General features: G+C 72.9%; 11 protein-coding genes and 1 tRNA gene. 1 reads left to right on the top strand and 11 read right to left on the bottom strand.

Translation table 11 applies throughout. The features are described from left to right. Positions 1-11: 11 nt before the first annotated feature. The 7 genes from rho to ACFVX9_RS06875 all read right to left on the bottom strand — a co-directional run bounded on the left by rho (position 12) and on the right by ACFVX9_RS06875 (position 10204). Complete coding sequence (gene rho / locus ACFVX9_RS06905; RefSeq protein WP_380423240.1) at positions 12-2126, bottom strand: transcription termination factor Rho; 2115 nt, start codon at positions 2124-2126, stop codon at positions 12-14. Positions 2127-2723: 597 nt separating this feature from the next. Continuing rightward, positions 2724-3662 (bottom strand): homoserine kinase, encoded by a 939-nt coding sequence (gene thrB, locus ACFVX9_RS06900; RefSeq protein WP_063347815.1) that lies wholly within the window; start codon positions 3660-3662, stop codon positions 2724-2726. A 361-nt stretch (positions 3663-4023) separates the two neighbouring features. Further along, complete coding sequence (gene thrC / locus ACFVX9_RS06895) at positions 4024-5121, bottom strand: threonine synthase (RefSeq protein ID WP_063347816.1); 1098 nt, start codon at positions 5119-5121, stop codon at positions 4024-4026. Positions 5122-5130: 9 nt separating this feature from the next. Next, entirely contained in the window at positions 5131-6423 is a 1293-nt protein-coding gene (locus tag ACFVX9_RS06890) for a homoserine dehydrogenase (protein WP_363371883.1), read from the bottom strand. 138 nt (positions 6424-6561) lie between these two features. Beyond that, complete coding sequence (gene lysA, locus ACFVX9_RS06885; protein WP_380423241.1) at positions 6562-7953, bottom strand: diaminopimelate decarboxylase; 1392 nt, start codon at positions 7951-7953, stop codon at positions 6562-6564. 85 nt (positions 7954-8038) lie between these two features. Then, positions 8039-9700, bottom strand: coding sequence for an arginine--tRNA ligase (argS, locus tag ACFVX9_RS06880; RefSeq protein WP_380372626.1), 1662 nt, complete (start codon positions 9698-9700; stop codon positions 8039-8041). Between the two features lie 84 nt (positions 9701-9784). Continuing rightward, entirely contained in the window at positions 9785-10204 is a 420-nt protein-coding gene (locus ACFVX9_RS06875) for a PleD family two-component system response regulator (protein ID WP_063347820.1), read from the bottom strand. 197 nt (positions 10205-10401) lie between these two features. Between ACFVX9_RS06875 and ACFVX9_RS06870 the strand changes: the two genes are divergently transcribed. Then, positions 10402-10473 (top strand) — tRNA-Arg (locus ACFVX9_RS06870). A 109-nt stretch (positions 10474-10582) separates the two neighbouring features. Here the strand turns inward: ACFVX9_RS06870 and ACFVX9_RS06865 are convergent. From ACFVX9_RS06865 to ACFVX9_RS06850, 4 genes are all read right to left on the bottom strand, one after another. Continuing rightward, positions 10583-11635, bottom strand: a complete 1053-nt coding sequence (locus ACFVX9_RS06865) for a trypsin-like serine protease (RefSeq protein WP_387980798.1) — start codon at positions 11633-11635, stop codon at positions 10583-10585. A gap of 116 nt (positions 11636-11751) precedes the next feature. Then, positions 11752-12669: a carbohydrate kinase family protein gene (locus tag ACFVX9_RS06860; protein ID WP_380336769.1), complete on the bottom strand. Its 918-nt coding sequence runs from the start codon at positions 12667-12669 to the stop codon at positions 11752-11754. 81 nt (positions 12670-12750) lie between these two features. Further along, positions 12751-14277 (bottom strand): MFS transporter, encoded by a 1527-nt coding sequence (locus tag ACFVX9_RS06855; RefSeq protein ID WP_380372619.1) that lies wholly within the window; start codon positions 14275-14277, stop codon positions 12751-12753. A 179-nt stretch (positions 14278-14456) separates the two neighbouring features. After that, the gene (locus ACFVX9_RS06850) at positions 14457-16163 is read right to left on the bottom strand and encodes a DUF885 domain-containing protein (RefSeq protein ID WP_387980795.1); all 1707 of its coding nucleotides are present in this window, start codon (positions 16161-16163) and stop codon (positions 14457-14459) included. Positions 16164-16239 lie beyond the last annotated feature (76 nt).

The following is a 16239-nucleotide window of genomic DNA, read 5'->3' as shown; positions in this document are numbered from 1 at the left end:
TCCGGCTACGGTCAGTCGTTGGAGCCGGGGGTGGTCTTGGCGATCTGCATCAGGAACTCGGCGTTGCTCTTGGTCTGCTTCATCTTGTCCAGGAGCAGCTCGATCGCCTGCTGCGAGTCGAGCGCGTGCAGCACCCGGCGCAGCTTCCAGACGATGGCCAACTCCTCGCTGCCGAGCAGGATCTCCTCCTTGCGGGTGCTGGAGGCGTCCACGTCGACGGCCGGGAAGATGCGCTTGTCCGAGAGCTTGCGGTCGAGCTTGAGCTCCATGTTGCCGGTGCCCTTGAACTCCTCGAAGATCACCTCGTCCATGCGCGAGCCGGTCTCGACCAGCGCGGTGGCCAGGATGGTCAGCGAGCCGCCGTTCTCGATGTTGCGCGCGGCGCCGAAGAACTTCTTCGGCGGGTACAGCGCGGTCGAGTCGACACCACCGGACAGGATGCGGCCGGAGGCCGGCGCCGCCAGGTTGTAGGCGCGGCCGAGGCGGGTGATCGAGTCCAGCAGGATGACCACGTCGTGGCCCAGCTCCACCAGGCGCTTGGCGCGCTCGATGGCCAGCTCGGCGACGGTGGTGTGGTCCTCGGCCGGGCGGTCGAAGGTCGAGGAGATGACCTCGCCCTTCACCGACCGCTGCATGTCGGTGACCTCTTCCGGACGCTCGTCGACCAGGACGACCATCAGGTGGCACTCGGGGTTGTTGTGGGTGATCGCGTTGGCGACCGCCTGCAGCACCATCGTCTTGCCGGTCTTCGGCGGCGCGACGATCAGACCGCGCTGGCCCTTGCCGATCGGCGACACCAGGTCGATGATCCGGGTGGTCAGGATGCCCGCCTCGGTCTCCAGGCGCAGCCGGTCCTGCGGGTAGAGCGGGGTGAGCTTGTTGAACTCGGGGCGGCCGCGGCCGCTCTCCGGGTCCATGCCGTTGACGGAGTCCAGCCGCACCATGGCGTTGAACTTCTCGCGGCGCTCGCCGTCCTTGGGCTGGCGCACCGCGCCGGTGATGGCATCGCCCTTGCGCAGGCCGTTCTTGCGGACCTGGGCGAGCGAGACGTAGACGTCGTTCTGGCCCGGCAGGTAGCCGGAGGTGCGCACGAACGCGTAGTTGTCGAGGATGTCGAGGATGCCCGCGACCGGGATCAGGACGTCGTCCTCGCCGACCTGCGGCTCGGCGGGGCCGGCCTCGAAGCCCTCGCGGCGGGCGCCACGGCCCCGGCGGTCGCGGTAGCGGCCACGGCGGCCGCGGCGGCCGTCACCGAACTCGTCGTCGTCGTAGCCGCCCTGCTGGACCTGCGGCTGCTGGGTCTGCTGGCCGCCCTGGCGGGCCTGCTGGCCGTCGCCCTGAGCGGCCTGCTGCTGGCCGCCGCCCTGCTGGGGCTGGCGGTCGGTGCGCTCGCGGCGGTTGCGGCGGTCGCGGCGCGACTCGCGGGAGTCGCCGTCCTGGGCCTCGCCGCCGTCCTGGCGCTCGGCGCGCTCGGGGCGCTCCGCCCGCTCCGGGCGGTCGCTGCGGTCCCGGCGGTCCCGGCGGTCGCGACGGGTCTCGGTGCGGCCCTCCTCGCGGCCCTCGAAGGCGCGGGTCTCGGCCTGGCGGGTCTCGGCCTGCTTGGGCTCGGCCACGACGACGGCGGCGTCGGCCGTGACGTCGGCGGTCGGGGCGCCGGCGGCCGAGGTGGCGCGGCGGCGGGTGCGCTCGGCACGGGCGGGCGCGGCGGTCTCGGCGGCGGCCTGGACCGGGATCTCGATCTGGGCCTGCGACTCGGCGGCGGCCGGGGCCGCGGCGGCCGCAGCGGCGGCGGCCTTGGTGCGGCGGGCCGGCTTCTCGGCCGGCGCCTCGGCGGCGTCCGCCTTGGCGGCGGTGCGCTTGGTGGCGGCGGCCGGAGCACCACCGGCGGCGAGCAGCGGGTCTCCGCCGCTCTTCTCCTTGATGGTCTCGATCAGCTGGCTCTTGCGCATGCGTCCGGTACCGGTGATGCCCAGGTCCCCGGCGAGCTTCTGCAGCTCGGCCAGGACCATGCCGTCCAGGCCAGCGGCGGCGGTACGGCGGCGCCGCGCCGGGGTCGCGGGGGCGGCGGCTGCGTCCGACGCCTCGGCGTCCTGGCGCGCGCCCATCAGATCGGTGGAGTCGCTCACTAAGGGTCCTTCCCTGGAGCGGACGTCGGCCTGTCTGGCTCGGCGACCGGTTGTGCTGTCCTGACCGACGCTCGACTGCGTCGGTCCGAGGCGGTGATCCCCCGAAAGGCGGAAGCCGGTCGAGGGAGAGCTGCGAGGTGCGGTGCGTGAAGCACGGTGGTACTGAGTGGCGCGGCGGGCCGGTCGGTCGTGTGCCGACCGGGCGTACCCCCACGCTTGCCTGCGAATCCCGGGCCCCCGTCGCGTGACGGTGGACCGCGCTCCGCCCGTCCTGGCCTCAAGGTGGGAGGCCGCGAGTGGGAGTCAGGTGCCGTCACGGCTTCGGGATGCGGCCGCGTGTCGCGCAGGCAGGCTGCGTACGCGCTGCGGTGGGCTCCCGGAGAATCGTCGCCCCGTGCATCGCCGCGACTCCACGGCAGTGGAGTGCTGGGATCGGGACGCGGCGCACCGAGCCCCGGAGGGCACCTGGTGCAGCAATGAGGTTAACACTACCGACCCCCTCAGACATTCCCCAGCCTTGCGCTTGCCAATCGTGTCCGGACGGCCCGGCTCGGCAGGTGGCCGGGCCGGGCCGGACGAGCAGCCCGGACGGGCCGTTCAGCCGTCCAGCGGGAGCACGGTGGCCCCGATCCGGTCGAGCTCCAGGCGGTGCGCGGCGAACGCCGGGTCGCCGCCGTGGCCGTGGTGCCCGGCGAAGGAGAGCACCTTGTCGGCGCCCGCCTCGTCGGTGAGCGCGAGGACGGTCGGGCCGGCCCCGGAGATCACCGCGGGGACGCCCTCCGCGCGCAGCGCGCCCACCAGGGCGGCGCTGTCGGGCATGGCGGAGGAGCGGTAGTCCTGGTGCAGGCGGTCCTCGGTGGCGGCGAGCAGCAGCTCGGGCCGCCTGGTCAGCGCCTCGACCAGCAGCGCGGCGCGGCCGGCGTTGACGGCGGCGTCGGTCAGCGGGACGGTCTTCGGCAGCAGGCCGCGGGCGGTCTCGGTGAGCACCTCGTCGGCGGGGACGAACACCACCGGGACGACCTGGTCGGAGGGCTCCAGGCTGACCGCCTTGGCCGACTCCTCGTCCGTCCAGGCGATGGTGAAGTTGCCGCGCAGGCAGGCCGCGACGTTGTCGGGGTGGCCCTCCAGCTCGGAGGCGAGGGCCAGCAGCGCGTCGTCGTCCAGCGCGGACGGGCCGCCGATGGTGACCGCGCGGGCGGCCACGATGCCGGCGCAGATCGCGGCCGAGGAGGAGCCGAGGCCACGGCCGTGCGGTATCCGGTTGGCACAGACCACTTCGAGGCCGCGCGGCTGGCCGCCGAGGCGGTCGAAGGCGGCGCGCATCGAGCGGACCAGCAGGTGGCGCTCGTCGCGGGGCAGCGTCTCGGCGCCCTCGCCGGCGATGTCGATGGAGAGCCCGGAGTCGGCGACCCGGACGACCACGTCGTCGTACAGGCCCAGCGCGAGGCCGAAGGCGTCGAAGCCCGGGCCGAGGTTGGCGCTGGTCGCGGGAACCCGGACCCGGACGGCGGCGGCACGGAACGCGGGACCGGCCATGCGGTGGACTCTCCTGGGGAAATCGGGCGGCGCGGATCGCGTCGTCGGTGCGAAGGCGGGGAATGGACCGCAGGCCCCGGCGGGGCGGGCGGTCACGGTCGTTGGCGCGGCCTGGAGAAGGCCGGACCCGGGGCATGTGCCACACGGCCGAACCCAGAGTATCGAAGAGAGGTTCCCCAGTGGTACACCCCGTGGTCCTCCGATCTGGTGTGTTGCCGCTTCTGGCCGGAATGCGTACCGGAATCGGATCGGAATGCGCGGCGTAATTGACACAAAAGTGTCACCGGAGAACATCGACGGGCCGACCCCCGAAAGGGTCGGCCCGTCGAGGCGTCGGGCGCCCGCGGGGCCCGACGGCAGGTCAGTCCAGCAGGCCCAGGCGCTGCGCCGCCGCCTCCGGGTCGATCGGGACGATCTGCGGCTGCGGTGCGCCGGCCACCGCCCAGTCCGGGTCCTTGAGGCCGTTGCCGGTCACGGTGCAGACGATGCGCTGGCCCGGGTCGACCAGGCCGGCCTCCGCCTTGGCCAGCAGGCCGGCCACCGAGGCGGCCGAGGCGGGCTCCACGAAGACGCCCTCCTGCGCGGCCAACAGCCGGTAGGCGGACAGGATCTGACGATCCGTCACCTTGTCGATGAGGCCGCCCGACTCGTCCCGCGCGGCGAGCGCGAAGTCCCAGGAGGCGGGGTTGCCGATCCGGATCGCGGTGGCGATGGTCTGCGGCTTGAGCACCGGCGCGCCGTCCACGATCGGGGCCGAGCCGGAGGCCTGGAAGCCCCACATCCGCGGGGTGCGCGTGGCCAGGCCGTCGGCGGAGTACTCGCGGTAGCCCTTCCAGTACGCGGTGATGTTGCCCGCGTTGCCGACCGGCAGGACGTGGATGTCCGGGGCGTCGCCGAGCATGTCGACGATCTCGAAGGCCGCGGTCTTCTGACCCTCGATCCGCACCGGGTTCACCGAGTTGACCAGCGCCACCGGGTACTTCTCGGACAGTTCACGCGCGAGGGTGAGGCAGTCGTCGAAGTTCCCGTCCACCTGGAGGATCTTGGCGCCGTGCACCAGCGCCTGGCCCATCTTGCCGAGGGCGATCTTGCCCTGCGGGACGAGCACCGCGCAGACCATCCCGGCCCGCACCGCGTACGCGGCGGCGGAGGCCGAGGTGTTGCCGGTGGAGGCGCAGATGACGGCCTGCGCCCCCTCCTCCTTGGCCTTGGAGATGGCCATCGTCATCCCGCGGTCCTTGAAGGAGCCCGTCGGGTTGGCGCCCTCGACCTTGAGGTAGACCTCGCAGCCGGTGCGCTCGGACAGCACCTGGGCGGGGACCAGCGGCGTGCCGCCCTCCAGCAGGGTGACCACCGGGGTGGCCGCGGTGACCGGCAGGCGGTCCCGGTACTCCTCGATCAGGCCGCGCCACTGGTGGGTGTGCGCGCCTCGGACGACGTTCTCGGCAACGGCGTTCATGGCTGTTCCTTACTCCCCTTCGACCCGCATGATGCTGGCCACGTCCCGCACGCTGTCCAGCGCGCGGAGCTTGTCGACCGTCGCCGACAGCGCGGCGTCGGTGGCACGGTGAGTGACCACGACGAGCGAGGCGTCGCCGTCGCGGCCCTGCTGGCGCACGGTGTCGATGGAGACGCCGTGCTCCGCGAAGACGGACGCGACCTGGGCGAGGACGCCCGCACGGTCGTCCACGTCCAGGCTGACGTGGTAGCGGGTGACCACCTCGTCCATCGGCTTGGCGGGCAGCTGCGTGTACACCGAGTCACCGGGACCGGTGGCGCCGGCCAGCTTGTTGCGACAGACCGCGACCAGGTCGCCGAGCACCGCGGAGGCGGTCGGCGAGCCGCCCGCGCCCGGGCCGTAGAACATCAGCCGGCCGGCCGCCTCGGCCTCGACGAACACCGCGTTGTACGCCTCGCGGACGGAGGCCAGCGGGTGCGACAGCGGGATCATCGCCGGGTGGACCCGCGCGGTGACGGACTCGCCGTCCGCCGCCCGCTCGCAGATCGCGAGCAGCTTGACCACGCAGCCCATCTCCTTGGCGGAGGCGATGTCGGCGGCGGTCACCTCGGTGATGCCCTCGCGGTAGACGTCCGCCGCGGTGACCTTGGTGTGGAAGGCGATGCCGGCCAGGATCGCGGCCTTGGCGGCGGCGTCGAAGCCCTCGACGTCGGCCGTCGGGTCGGCCTCGGCGTAGCCCAGCGCGGTGGCCTCCTCCAGCGCCTCCGAGTAGCCGGCGCCGGTGGTGTCCATCTTGTCGAGGATGAAGTTGGTGGTGCCGTTGACGATGCCCAGCACCCGGTTGACCTTGTCCCCCGCGAGGGACTCGCGCAGCGGGCGCAGCAGCGGGATCGCGCCCGCCACCGCGGCCTCGTAGTACAGGTCCACCCCGGCCCCGGCGGCCGCGGCGTGCAGCTCGGTGCCGTCCTTGGCGAGCAGCGCCTTGTTGGCGCTGACCACCGAGGCGCCCCGCTCGAACGCCGACAGGATGAGGTGTTTGGACGGCTCGATGCCGCCGACGACCTCGACCACCACGTCGATGTCGCCCCGATTGACCAGGGCCTCGGCGTCGGTGGTGATCAGGTGCTCGGGCACGCCCGGACGCACCCGGCCGGCCCGGCGGACCGCGATCCCGGCGAGCTCGACCGGGGCACCGATGCGCGCGGCGAGGTCGTCGGCCGTCGTCGTCATGATGCGCGCCACCTCGGAGCCCACCACACCACAACCCAGCAACGCCACCTTCAGCGGGCGCGTACGCATCATCCGACTCCGCTCTGCATTCTTCGTGCTTCGGTAATTCCGGCGGGATTCTGGGGGCCGCCGGGAACTTCGGTCCGTACCAGTCTCGGGGACTTCCCGCACGGATCTACGGTCGTTCCATGATCTGAGACAAGGATTTCGTCATCCGATATCGAGACGCAGGAGATCCTCCTCCGTCTCGCGCCGGACGATCACCCGCGCGGCACCGTCCTTGACGGCCAGCACGGGAGGCTTCAGGGCGTGGTTGTAATTGCTCGCCATCGAGCGGCAGTACGCGCCGGTGGCGGGCACCGCGACCAGGTCGCCCGGGGCCAGGTCGGCCGGCAGGAAGGCGTCCCGGACCACGATGTCGCCGGACTCGCAGTGCTTGCCGACCACCCGCACCAGCATCGGCTCGGCGTCGCTGCGGCGCGACACCAGGGCCACCGAGTACTCGGCGTCGTACAGCGCGGTCCGGATGTTGTCGGACATCCCGCCGTCCACGCTGACGTAGGTGCGCAGGCCCTCCAGCGGCTTGACGGTGCCGACCTCGTACAGCGTGAACGCCGTCGGGCCGACGATCGCCCGGCCCGGCTCCACGCTCAGCCGGGGGGTGTCCAGGTTCGCGGCGGCGCACTCGCGGCGCACGATGTCGGCCAGCGCGGCCGCGATCTCGGCCGGCTCGCGCGGGTCGTCCTCGCTGGTGTACGCGATGCCCAGGCCGCCGCCCAGGTCGATCTCGGGCAGCTCGACGCCGTGCTCGTCGCGGATCTCGGCCAGCAGGCCGACCACCCGGCGGGCGGCCACCTCGAAACCGGCGGTGTCGAAGATCTGCGAGCCGATGTGCGAGTGGATGCCGCGCAGCTCCAGGCCCTCGTGCCCGAGCACCCGGCGCACCGCCTCGGCCGCGGACCCGTTGCCCAGCGACAACCCGAACTTCTGGTCCTCGTGCGCCGTGGCGATGAACTCGTGGGTGTGCGCCTCGACGCCGACGGTGATCCGGATCAGCACCTGCTGGCGGACGCCCTGGCGGGCCGTGATGGCGGCCAGCCGCTCGATCTCCTCGTAGGAGTCGACCACGATGCGCCCGACGCCGGTCTTCACCGCGTGTTCGAGCTCGTCCGCCGTCTTGTTGTTGCCGTGCAGCGCGATCCGCTGCGGCGGCATCCCGGCGGCCAGCGCCACCGTCAGCTCGCCGGAGCTGCACACGTCGAGGTTCAGGCCCTCCTCGTGCAACCAGCGCACGATCGCCTTGGAGAGGAACGCCTTGCCGGCGTAGAAGACGTCCGCCTCGGTGCCGAAGGCGTCGCGCCAGGCCCGCGCCCGGGCCCGGAAGTCGTCCTCGTCGAGCACGTAGGCCGGCGTGCCGAACTCGGCCGCCAGGGACTTGACGTCGATCCCGCCGACGGTGGCCACGCCCTCGGCGTCGCGGGCGACGGTGCACGACCAGACCTTGGGGTCGAGCGCGTTCAGGTCGGCCGGCGGGGCGGAGTAGTGGCCCTCGGGCAGCACGTCACCGTGACGGGGGCCTGCGGGGTGTGCGGAGCGAGACATGTCCTGCTTCCTTGACCTATGGCGAGGGGCGGCGACGGTCTCCGTTGACCGTCAGCCGCCCCCGCTGCGCACTTGGGGGTGGTGCCTACATCCGCTCGGGCGCCGTGACGCCCAGGAGCGTCAGGCCGTTGGCCATCACCGTTCGCGTGGCCTCGACCAGCCAGAGCCGGGCGCGGTGCGTGTCCGTGAGCTCCTCGTCGCCCTTGGGCAGGAACATGCAGTTCTCGTACAGGCGGTGGTACTTGCCCGCCAGGACCTCCAGGTAGCGGGCGACCCGGTGCGGCTCGCGCAGTTCGCCGGCCGTGGCCAGGACCCGCGGGAACTCGCCGAGGGCACCGAGGATGTCGTTCTCCCACTCGGTGGCGAGCAGCTCGGGCTTGAAGTCCTGCGCCGCGCCCTTGTCGACGCCGAGCTGCGCGGCCTTGCGGGCCACGCCGCACATCCGGGTGTGCGCGTACTGGACGTAGTAGACCGGGTTCTCGTTGGACTGGCTGGTCAGCACGTTGATGTCGAGCGTGATGGTGGAGTCCGTGGGGGACCGCGTCAGGGTGTAGCGGGCGGCGTCCACGCCGATCCACTCGATCACGTCGTCGATCGTGATGATGTTGCCGGCCCGCTTGGACATGCGGACCTCTTCGCCGTCGCGAAGCATCTTCACGAACTGGCCGATCTTGACCTCGATGTTGCGGTCCATGTCGTCGCCCGCGCAGGCCACGATGGCCTTCAGCCGGTTGACGTAGCCGTGGTGGTCGGCGCCCAGCATGTAGACGGAGACCTCGGCACCGCGGTCCCGCTTCGACAGGTAGTACGCGGCGTCGGCGGCGAAGTAGGTGGTCTCGCCGTCGGCCTTGACCAGGACGCGGTCCTTGTCGTCGCCGAAGTCGGTGGTGCGCAGGAAGACCGCGCCGTCCTGCTCGAAGACGTGGCCCTGCTCGCGCAGCCGGTCCATGGCCTTCTCGACCGCGCCGGAGTCGTGCAGCGACTTCTCCGAGAACCAGACGTCGAAGTGGGTGCCGAACTCCTGCATCGAGCGCTGGATCTCGGCCACCATGAGCTTGAGGCCCTCGGTGCGGAAGGCCTCCAGCTGCTCGGCGTCGGGCAGGTCGAGCACGCCCGGGACGCCGTCGGTGATGGCCTTGGCGATGTCGCCGATGTACTCGCCCACGTAGCCGTCGGCGGGGACGGGCTGACCGTTCGCGGCGGCCTTCAGCGAGCCGGCGAACTTGGAGATCTGCACGCCGGCGTCGTTCAGGTAGTACTCGGTGGTGACGTCGGCGCCGCTGGCCCGCAGCACGCGCGCCAGCGAGTCGCCGACGGCGGCCCAGCGGACGCCGCCGATGTGGATCGGGCCGGTCGGGTTGGCGGAGACGAACTCCAGGTTGATCTTCAGACCCTTGAGCGCCTCGTTGCGTCCGTAGGCCTCGCCCGTCTCGACGATGGTGCGCGCCAGCGCGCCCTGGGTCGCGGCGTCCATGGTGATGTTCAGGAAGCCCGGCCCGGCGATGTCGACCTTGGCGACGCCGGTGATCCCTCGCAGGCGGTCGGCCAGCAGTTCCGCCACGGCTCGCGGCGGGCGGCCGGCCGCCTTGGCGAGCTGGAGGGCCACGTTGATCGCGTAGTCGCCGTGGTCCCTGTTCTTGGGTCGCTCGACCGTCACGTGCTCGGGCACGGCGACGGTCAGCTCGCCCGCCTCGACGGCGGCGCTCACTGCGGCCTGGACTGCCTGGGAAAGCTCTGCGGGTGTCACGACGCCAAGCGTAGGCGAGACGGGGTACCCGCCCGCCACCCGGTTTGCCGGTCGGGACGCCTGCGGGCGCTCCCGTCAGCGGTGTCAGCCTCGATCCGTCCGCTCTGTTCGCTCAGGGCGAAACCCGCTCGGCTGTCCGCCCAGGGTCATCAGCCGCCGCACCAGCGCCACCAGATCGGCCGGGTCGAAGGGCTTGCCGAGGTAGCCGTCCACCCCGACGGCCTCCCCCAGGTCCAGATCGGCCGGGGTGCAGGCGCTCACGATCGCGATCGGCAGCCGGCTGGTCCCCGGGGTCGCGCGCAGCCGGGCCGCCGTCCGCAGGCCGTCCAGGCGCGGCATCATCACGTCCAGCGTCACCACGTCCGGCTTCACCCGGCGGACCACCTCCAGGCACTCGGCGCCGTCGGCGGCGGTCACCACCTCGAAGCCCTCAAGCTCCAGGTTGACCCTGATCAGCTGGCGGATCACCTCGCTGTCGTCCACCACGAGGACCCGCCCGGACACTCCCGACACCTCACCGAGGGTATCGGCGCCCCCGCCGCCCCGTCCGGCCTTTGGGCACTTCCACCACCCCCGCCGCCCGCCGCCGGCGCACCCCGCACCCGCGCCGGCACCCCTGCCGCAAACCCGTGCACGGACCACGCCCCGAGCCTGGTAGTGTTCTTCACGTCGGAGGCCGAAACGCCGACGACATCGAGCAGGCCCCCGTAGCTCAGGGGATAGAGCACCGCCCTCCGGAGGCGGGTGCGTAGGTTCGAATCCTACCGGGGGCACTTCGCAAGAAGTGCAACTGAGGCCCAGATCAGTGGAGTTGATCCGCGGATCTGGGCCTTCGTCATGTCCGGACCCGGTCGGCGGCGCGCGCTGCGGGCCCGACCGGGCTCAGGACGAGGTGCCCTCGACCTGGGAGACCAGCCCGGCGATGGTGTGGTCGAAGTAGGCGCTGTAGGACACGTCGTCGCTGTCGCCGCCCTGCTGGTAGCCGCCGATGGCGCCGACCACGTCGCCGGTGGCGACGTTGATCCAGGGGCCGCCGCTGGTGCCGGACGGGTAGGCGGGGCAGTCGATGACGCGCTGGTAGGTGCTCTGCCGGCCGGTGGTGTTGGTGCACAGGATGGGCTCCTCGGCGTCGCCGGGGTAGCCGTAGAGGCGGACGGTGGCACCGAAGGGCTCGTCGGCGCCGAGCCGGTTGCCGCCGACCACGTCCTCGACGTTGCGGCCGTTGTTCGGGGCCGTCTCCAGGATGGCGAAGTCCTCGTCCTGGTCGCCCTTCTGGGACCAGCCGGTGGTGGTGTGGACCGCGGTGACCTGCCAGCTGCCGTACGGGGCGGAGCCGTCCCGGTAGCCGGGGACGAAGGTGACGCCGCCGGCGCTGCCGAGGCAGTGCGCGGCGGTCAGCAGCAGGTTGCCGCCGGGACTGTGCAGCACGCTGGCGGTGCAGAAGTGGTTGCCGGCCGCCGCGGCGCCGCTGAACAGCGCGCCCACGGTGGCCGCTTCGGGGGTGGCGGCGGCGGTGGCGGTGGTGCCGAGGACGACGCCGCGGGTATCGGGGGTGGCCGGCGCGGAGGGCGTCGGGGTGGCCGCCGGGGCGCTGCCCGGGTCGGCGCTCGCGCCGGCGCTCGCACTGCCGGTCGGGCCGTCCGTCGGGCCGTCCGTCGGGCCGTCCGTCGGGGCGGCGGAGGGGCTGTCGGTCGGAGCGGGGGCGTCGACCGGTGCGGGTGCGGCGGGCGCCTCGGACGCGGGCGCGGTCGCGGCCGGCGCGACGGCGGCCCGGGAGCTGCGGGCCGCCTTCCCGGCGGCCGTCGCGTCGGACAGGCTCAGCCCGTGCGTGCCGGTGACCACGGCGGCCACCACCACCGCCGAGAGCGCGGTGAACAGGGTCGGCCCCAGAAGGCTGCGGCGGCGGCGCGACGTCGGGCGGCTGTGCTGACCCATGTCTGTCTCTCCTGCCAGTGATCGACGGCTTCCCGGGGGCTGCGTGCGATCAACGACTATGCCGCTTCAGCCTGGAAAGGTCGTTACCGGTGGCTGGGATATCCATGAGAAAAAGCTCACCCGTCGGCGCGTAAGCGGTCCAGCGCGCTCCCCAGTTCCTCGGCCCCGATGAAGGCGGTGTGCGTCCCGGCGACGGTGCAGGTGAAGGCACCGGCGACCGAGCCGGCCCGGGCGCACTCCAGCGGCGGGCGGCCCCGGAACCAGGAGGCGAGGAAGCCCGCGACGAAGGCGTCCCCGGCGCCGTTGGTGTCCACCACCGGGCGGCCCGGGTCGACGGCCGGCAGGTGGCGCACCTCGTCGTCGTCGCGGGTGAGCAGGTAGCAGCCGTCGGCGCCCGCGGTGGCGGTGACGACACCGGCGCGGCCCTCGGCGAGGATCGCGCGCATCACCTGCTCGTGCCGGCCGCGGCAGCCGGCCACCGAGAGGAACACCAGGTCCGAGCCGAGCGCGTAGTCGCGGTGGTGCGGGTTGCTGCCGTCCCAGTCGTGCAGGTCGGTGGAGGTGGTGCGGCCGAGCCGGTGGAGGTCGGCGTACATGTCCCGGTTGACGCCGGTGATGGAGAGGTGGACGTGCCGGCTGCGCCGCGCGTACGGCAGGTAGAACTCGGGCGGCAGCCGCAGGTCGGCGGGGTGGCGGCCGTCGAAGAAGGAGAACCGGCGGCCGGCGGCGTCCACCAGGTTGACCCCGCGCGGGGTGCCGTGCGGGCTCACCAGGTGCGCGAAGTGCAGGCCGTGGTGCTCGTAGGAGGCGCGGACCAGGGCGCCCTGCGGGTCGTCGCCGAGGAAGTCGAGGAAGGCGGTGCGCAGGCCGAGGCGGTGGGCGCCGAGGGCGACGCCGTTGCCGGTGTGGCCGACGTAGTCGCGGACGGGTCCGACGAACAGCGAGTCGCCGGGCGGGACCTCCAGCCGGTCCACCCGGACGATGGTGTCGACGCCGGAGCCGCCGACGACGAGCAGGTCGAACTCGGGCAGCACGACGGCGCCTCCTCGGTCCCTGGACGGTGGCCAGGAGTCAAGCAGGCGCCGGAGGTTGACTGCAAGGTCTTGCTGAAAATTTCAGGGTTCTCGTCGGGGCTCTGCCGGGACGGCCGGGTGGGCCCCCGCCTGCGCCTCGACCGGGGCGACGGTCGTCACGGCGGGCGCCGGCCGGTGGTCGATCACCCGGAAGGCGATCAGCGCGGCCAGCAGCAGGACGCCCGTCGACACCCAGTTCGCGACCACGTAGCCGTGCACCGTGGCCTGGGCCCGCACCACCGGCGACGAGGCGATCCGGGTCGCCAGGAACGACGCGGTGGCACTGGCCGCGACCGTGTTCAGCAACGCCGTGCCGAACGAACCACCCACCTGCTGGGCCGAGTTGATGGTGGCCGAGGCCGCGCCCGCCTCGCGCGGGGAGACCCCGAGGGTGGCCAGGTTCATCGACGGCATGAAGACCAGGCCCATGCCGGAGCCGAGCAGCAGCTCGGCGGGCAGTACCGTGCCGGCCCATGGGCTGTCCACCGTCATCCGGGTCAGCCAGGCCATGCCGGCCGCGGCGAGCAGCAGCCCGGGGCAGACCAGGTTCCGGGTCGGCACCCTGGTCATCAGCCGGGCCGCGAAGCCGGTCGAGCTGAGCACGATGGCGGCCGTCATGGGCAGGAAGGAGACGCCCGACAGCACCGGCGAGAAGTGCTTGATGACCTGGAGGTAGTAGGTGAGGAAGAGGAACAGGCCGAACATGCCGATCATGGCCAGGCCGACCGAGAGGGCGGCCCCGCCGCGGTTGCGGTCGGCGACGATGTGCAGCGGCAGCAGCGGGTGCGCGGTGCGCCTCTCGACCAGGACGAACACCGCGAGCAGCACCAGGCCGAGGGCCAGCGAGCCGAGCACCAGCCCGTCGCCCCAGGTCCGGGTGACGGCCTCGGAGGTGCCGAAGACGATCGCCAGCAGGCCGCCGCAGCCGAGCAGCGCGCCGGGCAGGTCGAGCCGGACCCGGCGCCCCCCGGCGGCGTGGTCGCGCTCCAGGAGGCAGGTGGCCGCGAGGGCCGCGGCGGCGGCGATCGGGACGTTGACGAACAGGCACCAGCGCCAGTCCAGGTACTCGGTCAGCAGCCCGCCCAGGATCAGGCCGAGGGCGGAGCCGCCGGCGGCGATCGCGCCGAAGACGCCGAAGGCCGTACTGCGCTCCCTGGGGTCCGTGAAGGTGGTGGAGAGCAGTCCCAGGGCCGAGGGGGCGAGCAGGGCGCTGAACCCGCCCTGGAGGGCGCGGGCACCGAAGAGCATGGCCGGGCCGTCCGCCGAGCCGCCGAGGGCGGAGGCGGCGGCGAAACCCAGCAGGCCGACGGTGAAGACGCGTTTGCGGCCGAAGAGGTCGCCCAGCCGTCCGCCGAGCAGCAGCAGGCCGCCGAAGGCGAGCGTGTAGGCGGTGATCACCCATTGCCGGTCGGCGTCGGAGATGCCCAGGTCCCGCTGGGCCGACGGCAGCGCGATGTTCACGATGGTGACGTCGAGGACGATCATGAGCTGGGCGACGGCGATGACCGCCAGCGCCCACCAGCGGCGGCTGTCCGCGTTCTCATGACCGGTGGCGGTTCGCGCAGACACTGGTCAGCCTTCCGGAGGGGTACGGAGGGGTCACGCAGTCGGGGAAGTCACGCAGTCGCCTTCAAGCGAAGCTCCCGCACGGACGGATGGCAAGGAAAAACCTCACCAAATCGACCTTTTCGGGCCAAAGGACCAGCGGCCCCGGGACTCGCGGACGAGGCCCGGGGCCGGCGGCCGACCTACAGTGCGGACAGCTCCTCGACCAGGTCGTCCAGCCCCAGCGAGCCCTGCGAGAGCGCCGCCATGTGCCAGGCCTTGAGGTCGAACTCCTCGCCGCGCGCCTCGTGCGCCGCCCGCGCCGCCGCCCGGCCGCGCAGCCAGGCGCGCTCGCCCAGCTTGTAGCCGATCGCCTGGCCGGGCATGCCCAGGTAGCGGACCAGCTCGCTGTCCAGGTAGTCGGGGGTCAGGCCGCAGTACCGGCCGAAGAACTCCCGGGCCGCCTCCGGACTCACCGGCTCGCCCGGCAGGTACGGGGAGTCGGCCGGGAAGTCCAGGCCCGCGTGCATGCCGATGTCGACGATCACCCGCAGCGCGCGCATCATCTGCGCGTTGAGGTAGCCGAGGCGGTGGCCCGGGTCGGTGAGGTAGCCGAGCTCGTCCATCAGGCGCTCGGCGTACAGCGCCCAGCCCTCCAGGTTGGCGCTCACCCCGCCCAGGCTGACCTGGTAGGTGGAGAGCCGGTCCGCGACGTAGTTCCACTGCGCGAGCTGCAGGTGGTGGCCCGGGACGCCCTCGTGGTACCAGGTGGAGACCAGGTCCCAGACCGGGAAGCGCTCCCGGCCGAGCGCCGGCAGCCAGGTCCGCCCGGGGCGGCTGAAGTCCAGCGAGGGCGCGCTGTAGTACGGCGCGGCCGCACTGCCGGGCGGGGCGATCCTCGACTCGACCCGGGTGATCGGCTCGGCCAGGTCGAAGTGGGTGCCCTGGAGGTCCCGGACCGCCTGGTCCATCAGCTCCTGGAGGTACACCCGGGTGGCCTCGGCGCCCTCCACGGCCGGGCCGTCCGCCTCCAGCCACTTCATCGCCGCCATCGGGCCGGCGCCGGGGCGGACCTTCTCGGCCTCGGCCTCCATCTGCGCGAGCAGGTCGCGGAACTCGCCCCAGGCCCATGCGTAGGCCTCGTCCAGGTCCAGGTCGGAGCCGGTCCAGAAGCGGACGAAGCGGCGGTAGCGCTCGCGGCCGGTGGTGTCGGGGGTGTCGGCGGCGGCCGGGCCGTAGACGTCGCGCAGCCAGTCGCGCAGGGCGGCCAGCGCCTCCCCGGCGGCCAGCGCGGGCCCGGACAGCTCGGCGCGCAGGCCCTCCGGCGCGCCCTGGACGAACGCGCCGAACCAGCCGCCGGGCACGTCCCCCTCCAGCCACTCGCCGAGCTGCCCGACCACGGTGGCCACCTGGCGCGGGCCGGACAGCAGGCCGCGCTCGATGCCGGCGGCCAGCGTCTCCCTGTACTGCGCCAGCGCGAGCGGGACGCGGGCCAGCCGGCGGCCGACCACCTGCCACTCGGCCTCGGTGTCCGTCCCCATCAGGGTGAAGACGTCCCGGACCTCGTGCACCGGGGAGCCCAGGTTGCGCACCGCGCGGAAGTTCTCCCCGGCCTCGTGGACGGCGAGGGAGGCGGTCAGCCGCTCGCGCAGCAGCCGGGCGCAGCGGCGCTCCGCCTCGTCCTGCGCGGCGTCGGAGCGTTCGGCCTCGGCGAGGGCCGCCAGGGTGCGGCGGCCGAGGTCGGCGATCGCCTCGGCGCCGACCGGCGAGAGGTCGGGCAGCCGGTCGTCCTCGGGGCTGAACCCCAGGTAGACCGCGGTCAGCGGGTCGAGTTCGGCCAGGGCCCGGACGTAACCGTCGGCGACGCGGCGCGGGGTGGTGGCGTCGGAGGTGATCAGTTCTTCAACCATTCGGACATCATGGCGCGGCGAGGGCCGATTGCAAGCCTTTACCGGGCGATCGGTGACATGCACCGGCCGACCGCCG

It is taken from the genome of Kitasatospora sp. NPDC058243, from assembly GCF_042882025.1.
Lineage (GTDB): Bacteria > Actinomycetota > Actinomycetes > Streptomycetales > Streptomycetaceae > Kitasatospora.
This window is presented reverse-complemented; position numbering and strand designations above follow the sequence as displayed.